The organism is Pseudaminobacter soli (ex Li et al. 2025) (genome assembly GCF_029892515.1).
Lineage (GTDB): Bacteria > Pseudomonadota > Alphaproteobacteria > Rhizobiales > Rhizobiaceae > Pseudaminobacter > Pseudaminobacter soli_A.
This window is the reverse complement of sequence record NZ_JARXVF010000003.1, coordinates 166534-183455: the sequence shown is the minus strand read 5'-3', so window position 1 is coordinate 183455 and position 16922 is coordinate 166534. Positions and strand designations below refer to the sequence as shown.

14 protein-coding genes and 1 other RNA gene are annotated in these 16922 nt (G+C 63.9%); 1 reads left to right on the top strand and 14 read right to left on the bottom strand.

Annotated features, from left to right (window positions below):
* Positions 1-205: 205 nt before the first annotated feature.
* From murB to mraZ, 12 genes are read right to left on the bottom strand one after another with little or no spacing between them, the layout of a single operon-like run.
* Entirely contained in the window at positions 206-1171 is a 966-nt protein-coding gene (murB, locus tag M2281_RS15255) for a UDP-N-acetylmuramate dehydrogenase (protein ID WP_280822024.1), read from the bottom strand.
* Positions 1168-2574 carry a UDP-N-acetylmuramate--L-alanine ligase gene (gene murC / locus M2281_RS15250; protein ID WP_280822023.1) on the bottom strand — a complete coding sequence of 469 codons (1407 nt, stop codon included), beginning with the start codon at positions 2572-2574 and terminating at the stop codon, positions 1168-1170. The genes murB and murC overlap by 4 nt, the downstream gene beginning before the upstream one ends.
* The gene (gene murG, locus M2281_RS15245; RefSeq protein ID WP_280822022.1) at positions 2571-3698 is read right to left on the bottom strand and encodes an undecaprenyldiphospho-muramoylpentapeptide beta-N-acetylglucosaminyltransferase; all 1128 of its coding nucleotides are present in this window, start codon (positions 3696-3698) and stop codon (positions 2571-2573) included. Before murG ends, murC begins: the two co-directional genes overlap by 4 nt.
* A gap of 1 nt (position 3699) precedes the next feature.
* Positions 3700-4851, bottom strand: a complete 1152-nt coding sequence (gene ftsW / locus M2281_RS15240; RefSeq protein WP_280822021.1) for a putative lipid II flippase FtsW — start codon at positions 4849-4851, stop codon at positions 3700-3702.
* Positions 4851-6251, bottom strand: a complete 1401-nt coding sequence (gene murD, locus M2281_RS15235; RefSeq protein ID WP_280822020.1) for a UDP-N-acetylmuramoyl-L-alanine--D-glutamate ligase — start codon at positions 6249-6251, stop codon at positions 4851-4853. The genes ftsW and murD overlap by 1 nt, the downstream gene beginning before the upstream one ends.
* 6 nt (positions 6252-6257) lie before the next feature.
* A complete protein-coding gene (gene mraY, locus M2281_RS15230) occupies positions 6258-7340 on the bottom strand; it encodes a phospho-N-acetylmuramoyl-pentapeptide-transferase (protein WP_280822019.1) in 1083 nt (360 codons plus the stop codon).
* A 23-nt stretch (positions 7341-7363) separates the two neighbouring features.
* Complete coding sequence (locus tag M2281_RS15225) at positions 7364-8797, bottom strand: UDP-N-acetylmuramoylalanyl-D-glutamyl-2,6-diaminopimelate--D-alanyl-D-alanine ligase (RefSeq protein ID WP_280822018.1); 1434 nt, start codon at positions 8795-8797, stop codon at positions 7364-7366.
* On the bottom strand, positions 8794-10248 hold the full coding sequence (locus M2281_RS15220) for a UDP-N-acetylmuramoyl-L-alanyl-D-glutamate--2,6-diaminopimelate ligase (RefSeq protein ID WP_280822017.1): 1455 nt from the start codon (positions 10246-10248) through the stop codon (positions 8794-8796). Before M2281_RS15220 ends, M2281_RS15225 begins: the two co-directional genes overlap by 4 nt.
* Before the next feature lie 54 nt (positions 10249-10302).
* Complete coding sequence (locus M2281_RS15215) at positions 10303-12018, bottom strand: peptidoglycan D,D-transpeptidase FtsI family protein (protein ID WP_280822016.1); 1716 nt, start codon at positions 12016-12018, stop codon at positions 10303-10305.
* Positions 12015-12392, bottom strand: a complete 378-nt coding sequence (gene ftsL / locus M2281_RS15210) for a cell division protein FtsL (protein WP_280822015.1) — start codon at positions 12390-12392, stop codon at positions 12015-12017. The genes M2281_RS15215 and ftsL overlap by 4 nt, the downstream gene beginning before the upstream one ends.
* Positions 12393-12396: 4 nt before the next feature.
* Entirely contained in the window at positions 12397-13413 is a 1017-nt protein-coding gene (gene rsmH, locus M2281_RS15205; RefSeq protein ID WP_280822014.1) for a 16S rRNA (cytosine(1402)-N(4))-methyltransferase RsmH, read from the bottom strand.
* The gene (gene mraZ / locus M2281_RS15200) at positions 13410-13874 is read right to left on the bottom strand and encodes a division/cell wall cluster transcriptional repressor MraZ (protein ID WP_280822013.1); all 465 of its coding nucleotides are present in this window, start codon (positions 13872-13874) and stop codon (positions 13410-13412) included. Before mraZ ends, rsmH begins: the two co-directional genes overlap by 4 nt.
* Before the next feature lie 413 nt (positions 13875-14287).
* On the opposite strand from mraZ, the gene M2281_RS15195 reads away from it, so the two are divergent.
* Positions 14288-15391: a cystathionine gamma-lyase gene (locus tag M2281_RS15195; RefSeq protein ID WP_425537736.1), complete on the top strand. Its 1104-nt coding sequence runs from the start codon at positions 14288-14290 to the stop codon at positions 15389-15391.
* 144 nt (positions 15392-15535) lie between these two features.
* Here M2281_RS15195 and rnpB read toward each other — a convergent pair.
* An RNA gene (gene rnpB / locus M2281_RS15190) (RNase P RNA component class A) lies at positions 15536-15933 on the bottom strand.
* Between the two features lie 88 nt (positions 15934-16021).
* Positions 16022-16771, bottom strand: coding sequence for a lytic transglycosylase domain-containing protein (locus M2281_RS15185; RefSeq protein ID WP_280822011.1), 750 nt, complete (start codon positions 16769-16771; stop codon positions 16022-16024).
* Positions 16772-16922: the final 151 nt, after the last annotated feature.

The following is a 16922-nucleotide window of genomic DNA, read 5'->3' as shown; positions in this document are numbered from 1 at the left end:
ATCAGGAAACGCTTTTCCCCAAAGAATCAGAGAGTTGATTCTGTGGCAAGCCCTTAGGATTCAATATGATTCAAATTTTATCGAAATCGCGCCGACCGCCCGGCAAACGTGGGACGGCGGAGTCACCCGCCACAAAAGTGACGGGTGACAAACAATCTGTGATCGATGGTTTTGTTGCCGGCTAAACGGACGACGGCATTAGAGCCTAGAGCAGCTGGCCCAGAAATTCATGCACCTCACGCCCCGGCCTGAAATCGCCGATGCGCTTGATTTCCCAGTGCAGCTTGATGCCGGAATTTTCCAGCACCCTTGCCCGAACCGTCTCGCCGAGATGTTCGAGATCGTAGCCGGTCGCGTTGCCGGTATTGATCATGAAATTGCAGTGCATCGGCGACATCTGCGCGCCGCCGATCATCAATCCGCGACATCCGGCCTTGTCGATCTCCTTCCAGGCGGAAGTGCCGTCCGGGTTCTTGAAGGTGGAGCCGCCGGTCTTTTCGCGGATCGGCTGAACCGTCTCTCGATGGTGCTGAACCGCATCCATCTCCGCCCGGATCTTCTCGCGATCCTCCGGATAGCCCTCGAAAAGAGCGGAGGTGAAGATGAGGCCTGCTGGCACCGAGGAATGGCGATAGGAATAGCCCATGTCGGCATTCGAAAGGACATGCAGATTGCCCTGCCGGTCCAGCGCGCGCACCTCGACGACCCGGTCGCGGGTTTCGACGCCATTGGCGCCCGCATTCATGCGCAGCGCCCCGCCGATGCCGCCCGGAATGCCATGATAGAAGTGGAATCCGCCAATGCCGGCTTCCAGCGCCACGGCCGCGACGCGCTTGTCGGGGGTGGCTGCGCCCGCCCTGATCTGGGTCGACGACACGACCTCGGCCTCGCCGAACCCCTTGGCCGACAGCCTGATGACGAAGCCACGAAGGCCGCCCTCGCGAACGAGCAGGTTCGAGCCGATGCCGACGATCGTCAGCGGTATCTCTTCGGGCACCGCGCGCAGGAAGGCCGCAAGGTCCTCCTCATCCGCTGGCTGGAACAGCGCATCGGCCGTGCCGCCGGCGCGGAACCAGGTGATCTTTTCCATCTCGGCATCCGGCGTGATGCGACCCCGCAACCCGGAAAGCTTGTCGCCTAGCTTGGCGATAAGCGCCTCTCCCTTCGTCATGCCGCCTCCCCGGCCAGCTCCTTCGGCAAAGCATAGGCCCACTGCGTGATGTTGCCCGCACCCAAGAAGACGACAAAATCGCCCGGTTTGGCAAGCTCGCGCACGATCGGGGCGATCGCAGCCGGCCCTTCGATGTAGCGCGCATCGCGATGGCCGCCGGCGCGGATGCGCGACACCAACGCCTCGGAGCTGACGCCGTCTATGGGATCCTCGCCCGCCGCATAGACGGGCGCGATCATCACCGTGTCGGCATCGTTGAAGCAGGCGGAGAAATCGCCGAACAGGTCGTGCAGACGCGTGTAACGGTGCGGCTGGGCAATTGCGATCACACGCCCCTGGCATGCGTCGCGCGCGGCCCTGAGCACTGCCTTGATCTCGACGGGGTGGTGGCCGTAGTCGTCGAACACGCTGACGCCGTTCCAGCTTCCGGTGGGCGTGAAGCGGCGCTTGACCCCGCCGAACGAGGAAAGGCCCTTCTTGATGGCGTCGGCCGACAGGCCAAGCTCATGCGCCACGGCAATGGCCGCAGTCGCGTTCGACACGTTGTGGCGGCCGGGCATCGGAAGCCGCAAGTCGGAAATCACTGTCTGCCCGCCCGTCTTGCGGTTGCGGACGACCACGTCGAACAGGGAGGCAGCGCCATCCATGCGATGGCGGGTGAAGCGGAAGTCGGCCTGCGCGTTCTCGCCATAGGTGATGACGCGACGGTCCTCGATGCGCGACACCAGCGTCTGCACTTCCGGATGATCCGTGCACATCACGCCAAAACCATAGAATGGCACGTTCTCGACGAACTGGCGGAACGCCTCGCGCACCTTATCGAAGGAGCCGTAGTGGTCGAGATGCTCGGGGTCGATATTGGTGATGACCGCAATGTCGGCCGGCAGCTTCAGGAAGGTGCCGTCGCTCTCGTCGGCCTCCACCACCATCCACTCGCCCTCGCCCATGCGCGCATTGGTGCCGTAGGCGTTAATGATGCCGCCATTGATGACGGTGGGGTCGAGCCCGCCGGCCTCCAGCAGCGTCGCGACCATCGAGGTCGTGGTGGTCTTGCCATGCGTGCCGCCGATGGCGATGGCCTGGCGGAAGCGCATCAGCTCGGCCAGCATTTCGGCGCGCCGCACGACCGGCAGCAGTTTTTCACGCGCGGCGATCAGTTCGGGGTTCGACTTCTTGATCGCGGTCGACACCACGACGACTTCGGCATCGCCAAGGTTCTCGGCACGGTGGCCGACGAAGCATTCGATGCCCTTGTCGCGCAGGCGCTGCACATTGGCGCCATCGGCCTGGTCAGAACCCTGCACCTTGTAGCCGAGATTGTGCAGGACTTCGGCGATACCGCTCATGCCGATGCCGCCAATACCGATGAAATGCACAAGGCCGATCGTCTGCCGCATCTTCATGGCCGCATCCCTTCCTTCATTGTCTTTATAGGTTTCCGCGCCGCAATAGCCTCTGTCATGTCAGCAAGCAACCGCACGGCGTCGGGCTTTCCCGCCGCCTTGGCGGCTTCGGCCATGGTTGCCAGCCGATCGGGATCCATCAGGCACCTGCCGATCAGCGCCGACAGGCTCTCGACAGACAGCGTTCCCTGAGGGTGCACTTCCGCCCCGCCCAATTCGGCAAGGGTGATGGCATTGGCCGCCTGGTCATGGTCGAGCGCATAGGGGTACGGCACCAAAAGCGCGGGCCTGCCAATCACGGCGAGTTCCGAGACCGTGGACGCGCCTGAGCGCGCGATGACGAGATGGGCGGCGGCGATCCGCGCGGCCATGTCCTTGAAGAAGGGCTGCACATGCGCCTCGATGCCGAGTTCGGCATAGGCTGCCGTCACGCGATCGATATCCTCGGCGCGCGCCTGCTGCACGACGCTCAGCCGCCTGCGCAAGGGTTCGGGCAAGGCAGCGACCGCGGGCGGAACCGCATCGGAGAAGAACTGCGCGCCCTGGCTGCCGCCGAACACCAGAAGCCGGAACGGCTCACCGGGACCGGATGCGACATAAGGAATGCGTGCGGCTTCCAGAACCGCCGGCCGCACCGGGTTGCCGGTCACGATGATCTTGCTGCCGTAGGAGCTCGACTTTCCGTCCAGAAAGCCGCCGGCGATCGCGGTCACGCGTCCGGCAAGCGCTTTGTTGGCACGCCCCATCACCGCGTTCTGTTCATGGATGAGCGTCGGCACACCCCGGCGTGTCGCCGCGTAGAGCGGCGGCAGAGTCGGGTAACCGCCGAAGCCAACCACAGCGGCGGGCTTGATCTGGCGGATCAGTCCGGACGATTGACGCACACCCTGCCAGATCGTCCAGAAGGCGCCGGCCATCTTCAAGGGATTGCGCGAGCCGAATGTGGCGGAAGCGATCGGGTGGATGGCCTTTGCAGGAAAATTGCCGGCAAAGCGACCGGCGCGATCGTCAGTCGCCAGATGAACCTCCCAGCCGCGATCAGCCAGCTCATGCGCCAGCGCCTCGGCAGGAAAGAGGTGGCCGCCGGTACCGCCGGCGGCAAGAAGAACTGTCCCCTTGGTCATGTCACTCGGCCGCCAATGCGTGCTTGGTAAGCGGATAGCCCGGCGACTTGCGCCGTTCAGGCCGCTTGCGCGTCAATGCCAGGACCATGCCCATCGAGATGGCGATCGCGATCTGCGAGGAGCCACCATAGGAGATGAAGGGCAGCGTCATGCCCTTGGCTGGCAGAAGCTGGAGATTGACGCCCATATTGATGACCGACTGCAAGCCGAAGACCACGACCAGCCCCGCCACCGCATAGCGGGTGAAGTCGTCATGTTCCTTCAGCGCGATGTTCAGGCCGCGCAGCACGATGAAGGCGAACAGGAACATGATGAGGAAGCACATGATGATGCCGAACTCCTCGCCCGCCACAGCGAACACGAAGTCGGCGTGGCTGTCGGGGATGACGCGCTTGACGGTGCCCTCACCCGGCCCGACGCCGAACCAGCCGCCATTGATGACGGCTTCGCGACCCATATCCACCTGGAAGGTATCGCCTTCGCCAGTCAGGAAGCGGTCGATACGGCCTGCCACGTGCGGAAAGACGGTATAGGCAGCCAGCGCGCCGCCAACGCCCAGCCCTCCCAGCACGATGATCCACAGCCAGGGCATGCCGGCCATGAAGAACATCACGCCCCAGGTGCCGAGGGACAGCATGGTCTGGCCAAGGTCGGGCTGCGCCACCAGAAGCGCCAGGACGACACCAAGCAGTCCCATGGCCATGAAGTTGCCGGGGATATCGGGCTGGCGCTGATGCTCGGCGAAGAGCCAGGCACAAACGATGACGAAAGCCGGCTTGAGGAATTCGGAGGGCTGGACCGAGACACCGGCAAAGGACACCCAGCGCCTGGCGCCCTTGACCTCGACGCCGACATAGAGGACCGCCACCATCAGCACCAGCGCGATGCAGAGCATGATCAGCGCCATGCGCCGCACCTCTCGCGCTTCCAGGAAGGAGACGGCGAGCATCACCGCCAGCGCAGGAAGGGTGAAGAAGATCTGGCGCGTCGCGAAATGGAAGCTGTCGAGACCGATGCGCTCGGCAACGGCCGGGCTGGCGGCGAAGGAGAGCACGATGCCCAGCCCCATCAACGTCATGAAGGCGGCCAGAAACCAACGGTCGATCGTCCGCCACCAGATGGCGACGGGGCTTCTATCGAGACGGCTTGCCATTATCGTGTCCCTCCGATCGGCTTAACCTTGTCGATCGCAGCAACCGCCGTACGGAAGGCGTCGCCGCGAACCTCGAAATTCTTGAACTGATCGAAACTCGCACAGGCAGGCGAAAGCAACACAACCGCTTCGCCGGCGTCATCAAGCGCCGCATCATGCGCGGCATGTTCGACGGCGGCAGCCAGCGTGCCCGAAATCTCGTAAGGCACGGCCTCGCCGAGCGTCGCCGAAAAGGCAGGCGCAGCTTCGCCGATCAGATAGGCCTTGGCAATACGGGGGAAGAAGCTGCGCAGCGGCTCGATGCCGCCCTCCTTGGGCAGGCCGCCCGCGATCCAATAGATCCGCGGGAAGCTCGACAGTGCCGGCGCGGAGGCGTCGGCATTGGTGGCCTTGGAGTCGTTGACGAAGAGCACGTGATCCTTGCGCCCGACCTGCTCCATGCGGTGCGCCAGGCCCGGGAAGCTCTCAAGCCCCGACTGGATCTCGCCGAGATCGAGGCCGACCTTGAGGCAGGCCACGACGGCTGCAAGCGCATTCTGCGCATTGTGCTGGCCGCGCAACGAGCCGATGCCCTCTAGGAAGCCGATGCGGCTGTAGCGGCCATGCACGGCTTCCATCAGGTTCGTGCCGTCGGCGAAGTAGCCGTCGGTAAGCGGCAGGCGCTTGGAAATGCGCACGACATCCTTGCCCGCCTTTTCGAGGCGGTCGGCGATCTGGGCGCAATAGATGTCGTCGATGCCGATGATGGCGGTTTCACTGCCGGCTACCAGGCGTTCCTTGATCGATGCGTAGTGCTGCATGGTGCCGTGGCGGTCGAGATGGTCCGGCGTCAGGTTGAGCAGCACGCCGGCCGTCGGATTGATCGAGGGCGCGAGGTCGATCTGGTAGGACGAGCACTCGACCACGTAGTGGCGGTCGCTGCGCGGCTGGTCGAGCGTCATGACGGCGCGGCCGATATTGCCGCCCATCTGCGCATCGCGACCGGAAGCCTTGATGATATGCGCAGTCAGCGCCGTGGTCGTCGACTTGCCGTTGGTGCCGGTGATGGCGATGAACGGGGCATCGGGCGCGCTCGCCGTGCGCTCGCGCGCGAAAAGCTCGATATCGCCGATCACCTCGACGCCGGCGCCGCGCGCCAGTTCCACCGACCAGTGCGGCTTCGGATGGGTGAGCGGCACGCCGGGCGAGAGCACGAAGGAGGCAAAGCCGCCCCACTCGGCCTGTCGCAGGTCGCCCGTTCCGATGCCTTCGGCAGTCGCCTTGGCAACGCTTTCTGGATTGTCGTCCCAGGCAAGCACTTCAGCGCCGCCCTCGATCAGGGCGCGCGCGGTCGCGATGCCCGAACCGCCGAGCCCGAAGAGTGCTACGCGACGGCCGGCGAAAGAGCGCGCTGGTATCATATAGGTTTACCGCAGCTTGAGGGTCGACAGGCCGATGAGCGCCAGGATGACCGCGATGATCCAGAAGCGGATCACCACCTGGCTTTCCGTCCAGCCGAGCTTTTCGAAGTGATGGTGGATCGGCGCCATCAGGAACACGCGCCGGCCGGTCATCTTGAAGAAGCCGACCTGGATGATGACCGACAGCGCTTCCATGACGAACAGGCCACCGATGATGGCGAGCACGATCTCGTGCTTGGTGGCGACGGCAACGGTGCCGATGAGGCCGCCGAGCGCCAGCGAGCCGGTGTCGCCCATGAAGATGGCGGCCGGGGGCGCGTTGAACCAAAGGAAGCCGAGACCGGCGCCAATGACGGCGCCGAGGATGACGGCCAGTTCGCCCGTGCCGGGCACGAAGTGAATTTGCAGGTATTCGGCGAACACCGCGTTACCCGACAGGTAGGCGATGACGCCGAAGGACGCCGCGGCGATCATGATCGGCACGATGGCAAGGCCATCCAGACCGTCGGTCAGGTTCACCGCATTGCCCGCGCCGACGATAACGAAGCAGGAGAAAGGAATGAAGAACCAGCCGAGGTTGATCAGGAAGTCCTTGATGAAGGGAAAGGTCAGCGACGACGAGAATGGCGCCTGGCCGGCATGCATGATCGCCCAGCCGGCAACGGCTGCGATGAGGAACTCGAGGCCAAGGCGCGCCTTGCCAGAGAAGCCGAGATGCGACTGCTTGGTGACCTTGAGATAGTCGTCATAGAAGCCGATGGCGCCGAAGCCGAGCGTGACCAGCAGAACGACCCAGACGTAGATGCTGGTGATGTTCGCCCACAGCAGCGACGAGCCGACGATACCGCACAGGATCATCAGGCCGCCCATAGTCGGTGTGCCGGCCTTCTTGAAGTGGGTCTGCGGCCCGTCGGCGCGGATCGGCTGGCCCTTGCCCTGCCGGAGGCGCAGAGAGTCGATGATCATCGGCCCAAAGATGAAGACGATCAGTGCAGCAGTGATCAACGCCCCGCCGGTGCGGAAGGTGATGTAGCGGAAGACGTTGAAGACCGTGAGATGGTCGGAAAAGTTGACGAGCAGAGTGAGCATCTAAATTCGTTCCAGGACCATCGTCAGGTTTCTTTGGCGTTTCCGGAGGCCTCCGGAAACCGTTCTATCAGCGCGTCGACCAGCTTGGAGAAGCCGATGCTCTTGGACGACTTGACCATGACGACATCGCCCGGCCGGATAGCGTGCATGAGGACAAGCTTCAGCTCGTCGCCATTTGCCCGATGCTCCGTATTGAAGTCATCTGGCAGAATTTCGGCGAGGGCCCGCATTTCTGCCCCGGCGAGGAACACGAGGTCTGCGCTCGCGCCGCTAATCAGCCCGGCCAGCTCCTTGTGCAGCCGTTCCGAATGCTCGCCGAGCTCCAGCATATCGCCCAGCACCGCGATGCGCCGCCCGCCGGACGCCACGGGCGTCGTTTCCAGCAGTGCCATCGCCGCACGCATCGAGGCGGGATTGGCGTTGTAGCTTTCGTCGATCAGCGTGAAGGTGCCGTTCGGATGGCGCAGCGTATGCCGCCGCCCGCGACCGCGCTCGGGGATAAGGCCGGTCATTGCCAGTGCCACCTCGGCAAGGTTGGCGCCAACAAGCTTCGCAGCACCCAGCACCGCCAGCACGTTTTGCACGATGTGGCGGCCGGGTGCGCCGATCTCGGCGGCGACTTCCTCGCCCGCGACATTGGCGGTCATGATCGAGTGGTCGGCGTGTAGCACAAAATTGGTGAGCCGGACATCGGCGCGTGCGTCTTCGCCATAACCGACGATGTTTTCGACACCGACATCGCGCGCCAGCTTTGCAAGCAGCTCGAAGCGGGGATCGTCGCGATTGAGCAGCGCGGTGCCGCCCGGCTCCAGGCCTTCGAATATTTCAGCCTTTGCCCGCGCGATGTCGTCCATGCTGCTGAAATGGCCGAGATGGGCCGGCGCAATCGAGGTGACGATCGCCACATGCGGGCGAACCATCTTCACCAGCGGGCGGATCTCGTTCTCATGGTTCATGCCGATCTCGAAGACGGCATAGTCGCAATCGGCGGGCATGCGGGCGAGCGTCAGCGGCACGCCCCAGTGATTATTGAAGGACATTGCCGAGGCATGGACCTTGCCGACCGCCGAGAGGCTGTGGCGCAGCGCCTCCTTGGTGCTGGTCTTGCCGACGGACCCCGTGACCGCGATGATCCTGGCGTTGCTGCGCGCGCGGGCGGCGATGCCGAGCTTCTCGAGCGCGGCCAGGACATCCGGCACGACGATCATCGGCGCCGTCAGTCGGCCGAGAGCGGGCAGCTTGCCTTCGGCAACCACCAGCACGCCGGCGCCGGCCTTCACTGCCGCGGTCGCGAAGTCGTGGCCGTCCATGGCCTCGCCCTTGATGGCGAAGAAGGCCTCACCGGGCTTCAGCGTGCGGCTGTCGATGGAAATACCGGTAATGCCCGCCGGCATCTGTCCGAGCGGGCGACCGCCCATGGCATCGACAAGAGCCTCGGAGGTCCACAGCAAGCTCATCCGGCATGCTCCTTCAAGGCGCGACGTACCTCCTCGTGATCCGAGAACGGAAGGGTTTGGGAGCCGACCGTCTGGCCCTCCTCATGCCCCTTGCCGGCAACGATCAGCGTGTCGCCGGCGTGCATCATGGCCACAGCCTCGTGAATGGCCTGGCGTCGGTCGCCAATCTCGATGGCTCCGGGTGCGGCGGCCATGATCGCGGCGCGGATCGTCTCGGGAACCTCAGAGCGCGGGTTGTCGTCGGTGACGATGGCGACATCGGCCAGCCGCGTTGCGATCTCGCCCATGATCGGGCGCTTGCCGCGATCTCGATCGCCGCCGCAGCCGAACACCACGATCACGCGGCCGGTCGTGAACGGCCGCACCGAGGCCAGAACGTTCTCCAGCGCGTCGGGCTTGTGGGCATAGTCGACATAGACCGGCGCGCCTTCATGGGTGGTACCCACCAGATCGAGGCGGCCGGGCGCGCCCTTCAGCTTTTCGAGCGCCGGCAGCGCCTTGTCGGCGGGCGTGCCCGTCGCGATGGCAAGGCCGGCAGCAACCAGCGCATTGTAGATCTGGAAATCACCGGCTAGCGGCAGGTCGATCTCGTAGATGACGCCACCCACCTCGATTTCGGCGCGCTGCCGGAAACGCTCATGCTCGACGCGCTTGAGCTGCAGGAAATCGCCGTGACGGCCGACCGTCAGGGCGTTCAGGCCGGCGGCTCGGGCGGCTTTCACGGTCGGCTCCGACCATTCGTCGTCGGCAAAGACGACCGCAGGAGCGCCGTTGGGCAGAAGCGTATCGAAGAGCCGCAGCTTCGCGCGGTGATATTCCTCGACCGTTGGATGGTAATCCATGTGGTCGCGGCCGAGATTGGTGAAGGCACCGGCGGCAAGACGCACGCCGTCGAGGCGACGCTGGTCGAGGCCGTGGCTGGACGCCTCCATGGACGCATGCGTCACGCCCGCGTCGGCAAGCTCGGCCAGCAGGCGATGCAGTTCGACCGGATCGGGCGTCGTCAGCGAGCCATATTCATTGCGGCCGGGCGCAACCACGCCGGTAGTGCCGATGCTAGCGGCGGCAAAGCCGGCTTGCTCCCAGATCTGGCGCGTGAAGGCGGCGACCGAGGTCTTGCCGCTGGTGCCGGTCACCGCAACCATGGTTTCGGGCTGGCGCCCGGCAAACTGTGCGGCGATCATCGCAAGCGCGTGGCGCGGATCATCCACCGAAATGACAGGGACGGCATGGGAGCCGATGGCGGCGCCCTTCGCAGCGACGATGGCAGCCGCGCCGCGCGCTACTGCGTCGGCGGCATAGGAAGCGCCATCGGCCTTGGTGCCGTGAACTGCGACGAAGATGTCGCCCGGCTTGATGCGGCGTGAATCCGAAGACACTCCGCCCGTCTCCAGATTTCCGGGGACAGTCCCGTCCAGAGGCAGGATACCGGCGAGATTTTCAAGTTTCATCGAAGTCCATTCGTCACAAACAAAATGGCGCGCTTTACCAGCGCGCCTTGAGAATCAATCGTAGGAAGAGGCCACCGTAGCTTCACTTTCATGGCCGAATTCTGGCTTCACGCCAAGAAATGAAGCAGAGCGCCTGATGATATTGGCGACGACCGGCGCCGCATTGAGGCCCGCGGTGGCTGGCATGCCCGGTTTCTCCGGCTTGGGTTCGTCGACAATGCTGAGCACCACATATTGCGGATCGTCCATCGGGAAAGCCGCCAGGAAGGCGTTGAAGCGAACATTCGTCGCATAACGACCGTTGACCACCTTCTCGGCCGTACCCGTCTTGCCGCCGACGCGGTAGCCAGGCACCTCGGCGCGCTTGCCCGAGCCCTTTTCGGCGTTGAGCAGATAGAGATAGCGCATGTCCTGGCTGGTTTTTTCCCTGACGACCTGCTTGGCGGAGGCCATTGCATCCTCCTCCGTACGCGGCAGGAAGGTCGGGTTCATCAGATAGCCGCCATTCATCAGCGCGGCCGCGCCCACCGCCGTCTGCAGGGGGGTGGTCGACATGCCGTGGCCGAAGGAGATGGTGATGGAGTGCACCTTCTTCCAAACCTTGGGCTCGGTCGGCCGCGCCACTTCCGGCAGCTCGGTCTGCAGGCGGTCGAGCAGACCGATGCGCTTAAGGAAATCGCGGTGTCCTTCGATGCCCACCACATCCGCCTCGCGAGCGGAGCCGATGTTGGAGGAATAGATGAACACCTCCGGCACGCTCAGCACCCTGCCCTTGCCGTGGAAGTCGCGGATGGTCTGGCGGCCGATGGTGATCGGCCGCGTGGCGTCGAAGGTGCTGTTGAGCGTCACCTTGCCGGAATCGAGCGCCATCGCCGTGGTGAAGCTCTTGATGGTCGAGCCCATCTCGTAGACGCCCGCCGACATGCGGTTCAGGTGATCCTTATCGAGCGCGTTATACGGATTGTTCGGGTCGAAATCGGGCACGGACGCCATCGCCAGCACTTCGCCGGTCTTGACGTTGAGCACCACGGCGCCGGCGGCGATCGCCTGATATTTGTCCAGCGCCTTGGCCACCTCGTCGCGCACGATGTGCTGGACGCGGAGATCGATCGACAGCCGCACCGGCCTAAGGTCCTTGGCATCGGCCAAACCCGAAGCCTGCAGATCGGCAAGCCCCTGGTCGTCGATGTATTTCTCCATCCCGGCAATGCCCTGATTGTCGATATTGGTCAGGCCGAGGATGTGCGCGGCGGTGGGACCGCCGGGATAAAAGCGCCGCTTTTCAGTGCGAAAGCCGATGCCTGGCAGGCCGAGCTGCATGATGTCGGCCTGCTGCTTGGGGGTCAGCTGGCGCTTCAGCCATACGAAGCCGGCGCCGCCCTTGAGCCGCTTGTAGGTCTGCTCGACATCGATGTCCGGCAGGACCGTCGACAGCTTCTCGATTACCTCATCGGCGTCGACGATCCGGCGCGGCTCGGCATAGAGCGACGAGGTCTTGATGTCGGTCGCCAATACCTCGCCGTTGCGGTCGACGATGTCCGGGCGCGAGGCGGTTATGCGCGAAGCCGGGCCACCGCTCTCGTCGGGCTCAAGCATGCCGAGATAAATGAGACGGCCGGTGATCGTGGCATAGATGCCGAAGAAGACCGCCATGGTCATGACCACGCGGTTCTTCGTGCGGCCGCCGGTCGCCTTGCGGGCGCCGTCAACCACGATGGACGCGGTGGAAGCCTCGGCCTTGGAAATGCGCTTGCGCCAAAGCTTCATCATCTTACGACTGCCCCCGTCACCACCTTGTCCGTGCCGCCGATGTCGGCCACGCCGCCAAGCCGCTTGGTGGACGTATCCTGCACGTCGACGGGCTTTGTCGGCAGGTCGTCGAGGCCGACGATCTGCCGCGCCTCGACCGGGGCCAGCTGCAACTCGTTCTGATAGGTTTCGGCCAGCTTCTGCAGCCGCGCCGGCTGGGTCAGCAGGCTCCAGTCGGCCTTGAGCAGGTCGATCGAATCCTCTTCGAAGCGGATCTGCTGCTCGATCTTGCGCACCGCAACGAGCTTTTCCTCGGCTTCGTGCTTGGTCTTGTAGGTAAAGGCGGCGGCCGAAACCATCACGGCGATGAGAACGATATCGCTGGTGCGGAACATGTTCCTACCTTTCCCCGGCTGACCGGACTTCAGGAAGCTTCGGCAGGCCGAATATCGACAGATCGGGCGCACGGACGGGCGCCTCGGTGCGGATCGCGGCACGAAGCTTGGCCGAGCGGGCGCGCGGATTGGCCTCGATCTCGCCTTCGGTCGGCCCCACTGCGCCGCCCGACTTCTCGAACGTCGCCGATTTCACTTGCGTTTCAGGCAGATAGCGCGAACCGGCGGCCGTACCCGAGCGGTCGGCGATGAAGCGCTTGACGATGCGGTCCTCGAGCGAATGGAACGTCACCACGACCAGCCGGCCGCCGGGCTTCAATGCCCGCTCGGCCGCAAACAGCGCCCGCGCCAGTTCCCCGAGCTCATCGTTTACGTAGATGCGCAGCGCCTGGAAGACGCGCGTCGCCGGATGGATCTTGTCCTTGGGATTGCGCCCCACGGTGTCGGCGATGGCTTCGGCCAGGTCGCGCGTGCGTTCGAAGGGCTGCGAAGCGCGGCGTCTTTCGATCATGCGCGCTATGCGGCCGGCATGGCGCTCCTCGCCCAGGAAGCCGAAGATGCGGGCGAGATCGCCCGCCTTGAAGCGGTTGACCACATCAGCCGCGCTGACGCCCTGCTGCGCCATGCGCATGTCGAGCGGCCCGTCGGAGCGAAAGGAAAAGCCGCGCTCGGCCTGGTCGAGCTGCATGGACGAAACACCGATGTCGAGCACCACGCCATCGACCTGTTCGGCATGGGCGTCGAGGCCGGAGAACGGCGCCTGCACAAGCCGAAGACGGCCGCCCGACTGGCTTTCGAGTTCACGGCCGGCCGAAATGGCGTCGGGGTCACGGTCTATGGCAATGACATTGGCGCCCGCCGCCAATATGGCGCGCGTGTAGCCGCCGGCGCCGAAGGTGCCGTCCACGATGGTCTCGCCCTGCTTGAGGGCCAAGGCCGCAATCACCTCTTCCAAAAGAACCGGAATGTGGCGGACCGGTCCGCCAACGGCATGATCGTCTTCGCCGCTGCCCGCCATCATTCCGTTTCTCCTGCTTGCTTCGTGCCAGTCGCCTGCCGAAGCCTCAAAAGTCTTGCCCTCACCTCTGCTCCATGAATGCGCAACCGGTCCGGCTCCCACATCTGGAAAAAGGTGCCGCGCCCCACGAAAGCCACCTCCAGGGAGATGCCTGTGTGCTCGCGCATGAAATCTGTAACGGTGATGCGGCCATCCTGATCCATCTTCAGGAACATTCCGTCCCCATGACAGAAGAAGGACATGTCGTCCGCCGTGCGCAGGAACGGGTCCTCCTGCGCAATCCGTTGTTCGTAGCGATCGAGAAGGTCGAGACCACCCACGTCCAGCGCCGCGCTGTCGAGCGCCCGAAGCGCATAGAGATCGCCGTAGCCGCGCTTCTGCAAAACCGAGCGGAAATGTGCGGGAACCGAGACGCGTCCCTTGGCGTCGATCCTGTTCACCGCATTTGACAGAAACCGGTCCATCGCTAGGTTTTGCCGCCTCCGTCGCGCCACCAGCCACCATGCCCACAATGGGGCAACCAGGCTGCGCCTTCGCCACGAATCCCTTGTTTTCGAATGCAAAAATGCCGCCCAGCGCAGCCGGATTGGCTGCTTGCTTGGGGGACGCTTCACCCAGGACCGAAACGAAGTCTTGATTGTCCGAACGGGATAACATGGGCCAATATGGGCGTCAACGGGAACGGGCTGCACAACTCCCGCCTAACCGTCGCTTGCGGCAACATTGGCGGCATTGCCGTCTTTATCCTCCATTAAGACTAACGAAACGTTTAGAAGTGGCTAACCAAGGTGTCTGTCCTTGTGCCGCGCGCCCGGCCGGAATAGCTTTTCGGCAGTCGCACAAACCGCCGAAAGCCCAGCAAACCATGACTCAATCCATGCAGTCGCGCGCAGCCTCGCTCATCCACCTCCGCGGCAGGAGCCTCGAAACCGGCGATCCCGTTCCCCTGCCCCTCGTCCAGGCCGCGACCTTCCACACGCCCGGCGAATCGACGGGAGTTCATCAGTACGGGCGGTTTTCGAACCCGACCTGGGACGCGGTCGAAGAGATGCTGACGCATCTCGAAAGCGCCAAAAGCCTAACATTTCCCTCCGGCATGGCGGCGATTGCCGCGGTGATGTTCGCGCTGCTCAAGACGGGCGACCGCGTGCTGCTGCCGGCGGACGGCTATCACACCACGCGCATCCTGGCGGATCGCTTCCTTACCAAGCTCGGCATCAGCGTCGATACGCGGCCGACCGCGACTTTCCTTGATGGCGGCTTCGAGGGCTACCGGCTGGTTTTCGTCGAAAGCCCATCGAACCCGAATCTGGACATCTGCGACATCGCGGCGGTGGCTGAAGCCGCACATGCGGCCGGCGCAATCGTGGTTGTCGACAACACCACCATGACGCCCTACGGCCAGCGCCCTCTGGAACTCGGCGCAGACATCGTCGTCGCCGCCGACACCAAAGCGCCCAACGGCCATTCCGATGCGCTCTTCGGTCATGTCGCCAGCCGCAACGAGGAAATCATGGCCGCCGTGCACGACTGGCGCACCATGTCGGGCAGCATTCCGAGCCCGTTCGACGCATGGCTCGTGCATCGCGGCCTTGAAACGCTCGAGGTGCGGTTTGATCGCATGTGCTCGTCGGCGGAGACCATCGCCCGGCGGCTAAAGCAGCACCCGGCTGTTCAGTTGGTTCGGTATCCGGGCCTTGAGGACGACCCCTCGCACAATCTCGCCCGCGCCCAGATGGAGCGCTTCGGCTTCCTGGTCAGCCTCGTGCTGGCGACGGCGGACAAGGCGGAGGATTTCATCAATGGCTGTCCGCTGATGCAGGCCGCCACCTCCTTCGGCAGCGTCCACACATCCGCCGAGCGGCGCAACAAGCGCGGCGATGCCGTGGCACCTGGCTTCGTGCGCATCGCGGTGGGCTGCGAGCCGGTCGAGGAACTGTGGGCGGCGATCGCGGCATCGCTCGATCGGGTCGGCAGCTAGAACATTTTGCGACCGAGCGAAATAACTTGGCGTCGCACAAATGCGCCTAAAACAATGAAATAGAGCGGATCAAGGGCATCCCTCGGGATGCCCGCCGCTCCAGTCCGACCCACCCGGCAAAGGCCGGGGATCTGCAGAAAAAGGTGTGCCAGCCGGCCTATAAGCCGGGTTCTGTATGGCCCTTGCGCCTTGCGGCACAAGAACGTGGCGGCCATTCATCTTGGACGCATGTTGCCATGCGCCTCACGCAACCTACCCGGATGACCAAGCCAGAAACAGCTCTGAGGGTCGCCCCTCGTGTCATCCCTATTCGGTTTTGCTCCCGGTGGGGTTTACCGTGCCGCTCCTGTCGCCAGTCGCGCGGTGGGCTCTTACCCCACCCTTTCACCCTTACCGCGGAATCCGCGGCGGTTTGCTTTCTGTGGCACTATCCCTGGGGTCACCCCCGCCGGTCATTATCCGGCACCGTGTTTCCATGGAGCCCGGACTTTCCTCACTCGCGGCCTTTCGGCGCTTGCGAGTGCGGCCGCCCGGCCAGCTGGCATGCGTATAAAGTCATTCGTGCGCCAAAACGCAAACGAAAACTGCCGGCTGGACCGAGCTTGATGGATTTGTCCCCCAAGCTCGCAATTAGTTCATCGCGAGCTGCTGCTTCACCTTGCTGCAGTAAGCCGCCGAAACCGGGTTCATGCGCTTGGCGCCGTGGCCGGCATTGTACTTCAGGATCGTGCCGCAGGTGGTGCCACCGCTGAGCGAGTGGGCCTGGGCCAGATACTTCATGCCGTACTTGATGTTGGTCTCGGGGTTGAACAGGCCGTTCGCGTTGCCGCTGTAGCCCATCATGCGGGCGGTCGAGGGCTTGATCTGCATCAGGCCGATTTCACCGGCGCCGCCGCGAACATTGGCGCGGTAGTTGCTCTCGACCTTGATGACGGCATGAGCGAGTTCCGCCGGAACGCCGTAGGCAGCGGCATAGCGGGAAACGATGGAGCTGTACTGCGCCTTGGCGAGCTGCGGAGTGGCAGCGGCCGCGTTCTGAGCGATCGAACCGGTATGGACGGGATCGACGCCCGGGAGACCACCGCCGCGGCGGGTGTTCAGGGCCACCTTGACGCGGTGCTTGCCACCGAGGCTGGCGTGATGGCGATGCTTCGAGTGCTTCGCCTTGCCCCGCTTGGCCTTCATTCCATGGGCAGCGGTCAGGTCGAGCGAATTGTTGGATCCCCACACTCCTGGCAGCGAATTGTTTCCGTCAACCGCAGATACGACAGAAGCATTGTCAGCTGAATCGGAGCTCTTCGATACGAGGGGCTGCGCGTTTGCGGCAAAGCTGGTGAACGCGGCAGCAATGGCTGCCGCCATCGCGGTCATTCGTTTCATGTGTACCTTGTCTTTTATTGGCCGCATGAAGTGTCTTCATGCAGCTACCCTTACTCAACAGCCGGCCATCTATTGGATAGCTTGCCGTCACACGAGGAGGGATTTGCCCACCGAATGGGCGGCAAAGAAGGCCACTTAAATCACATTAAGT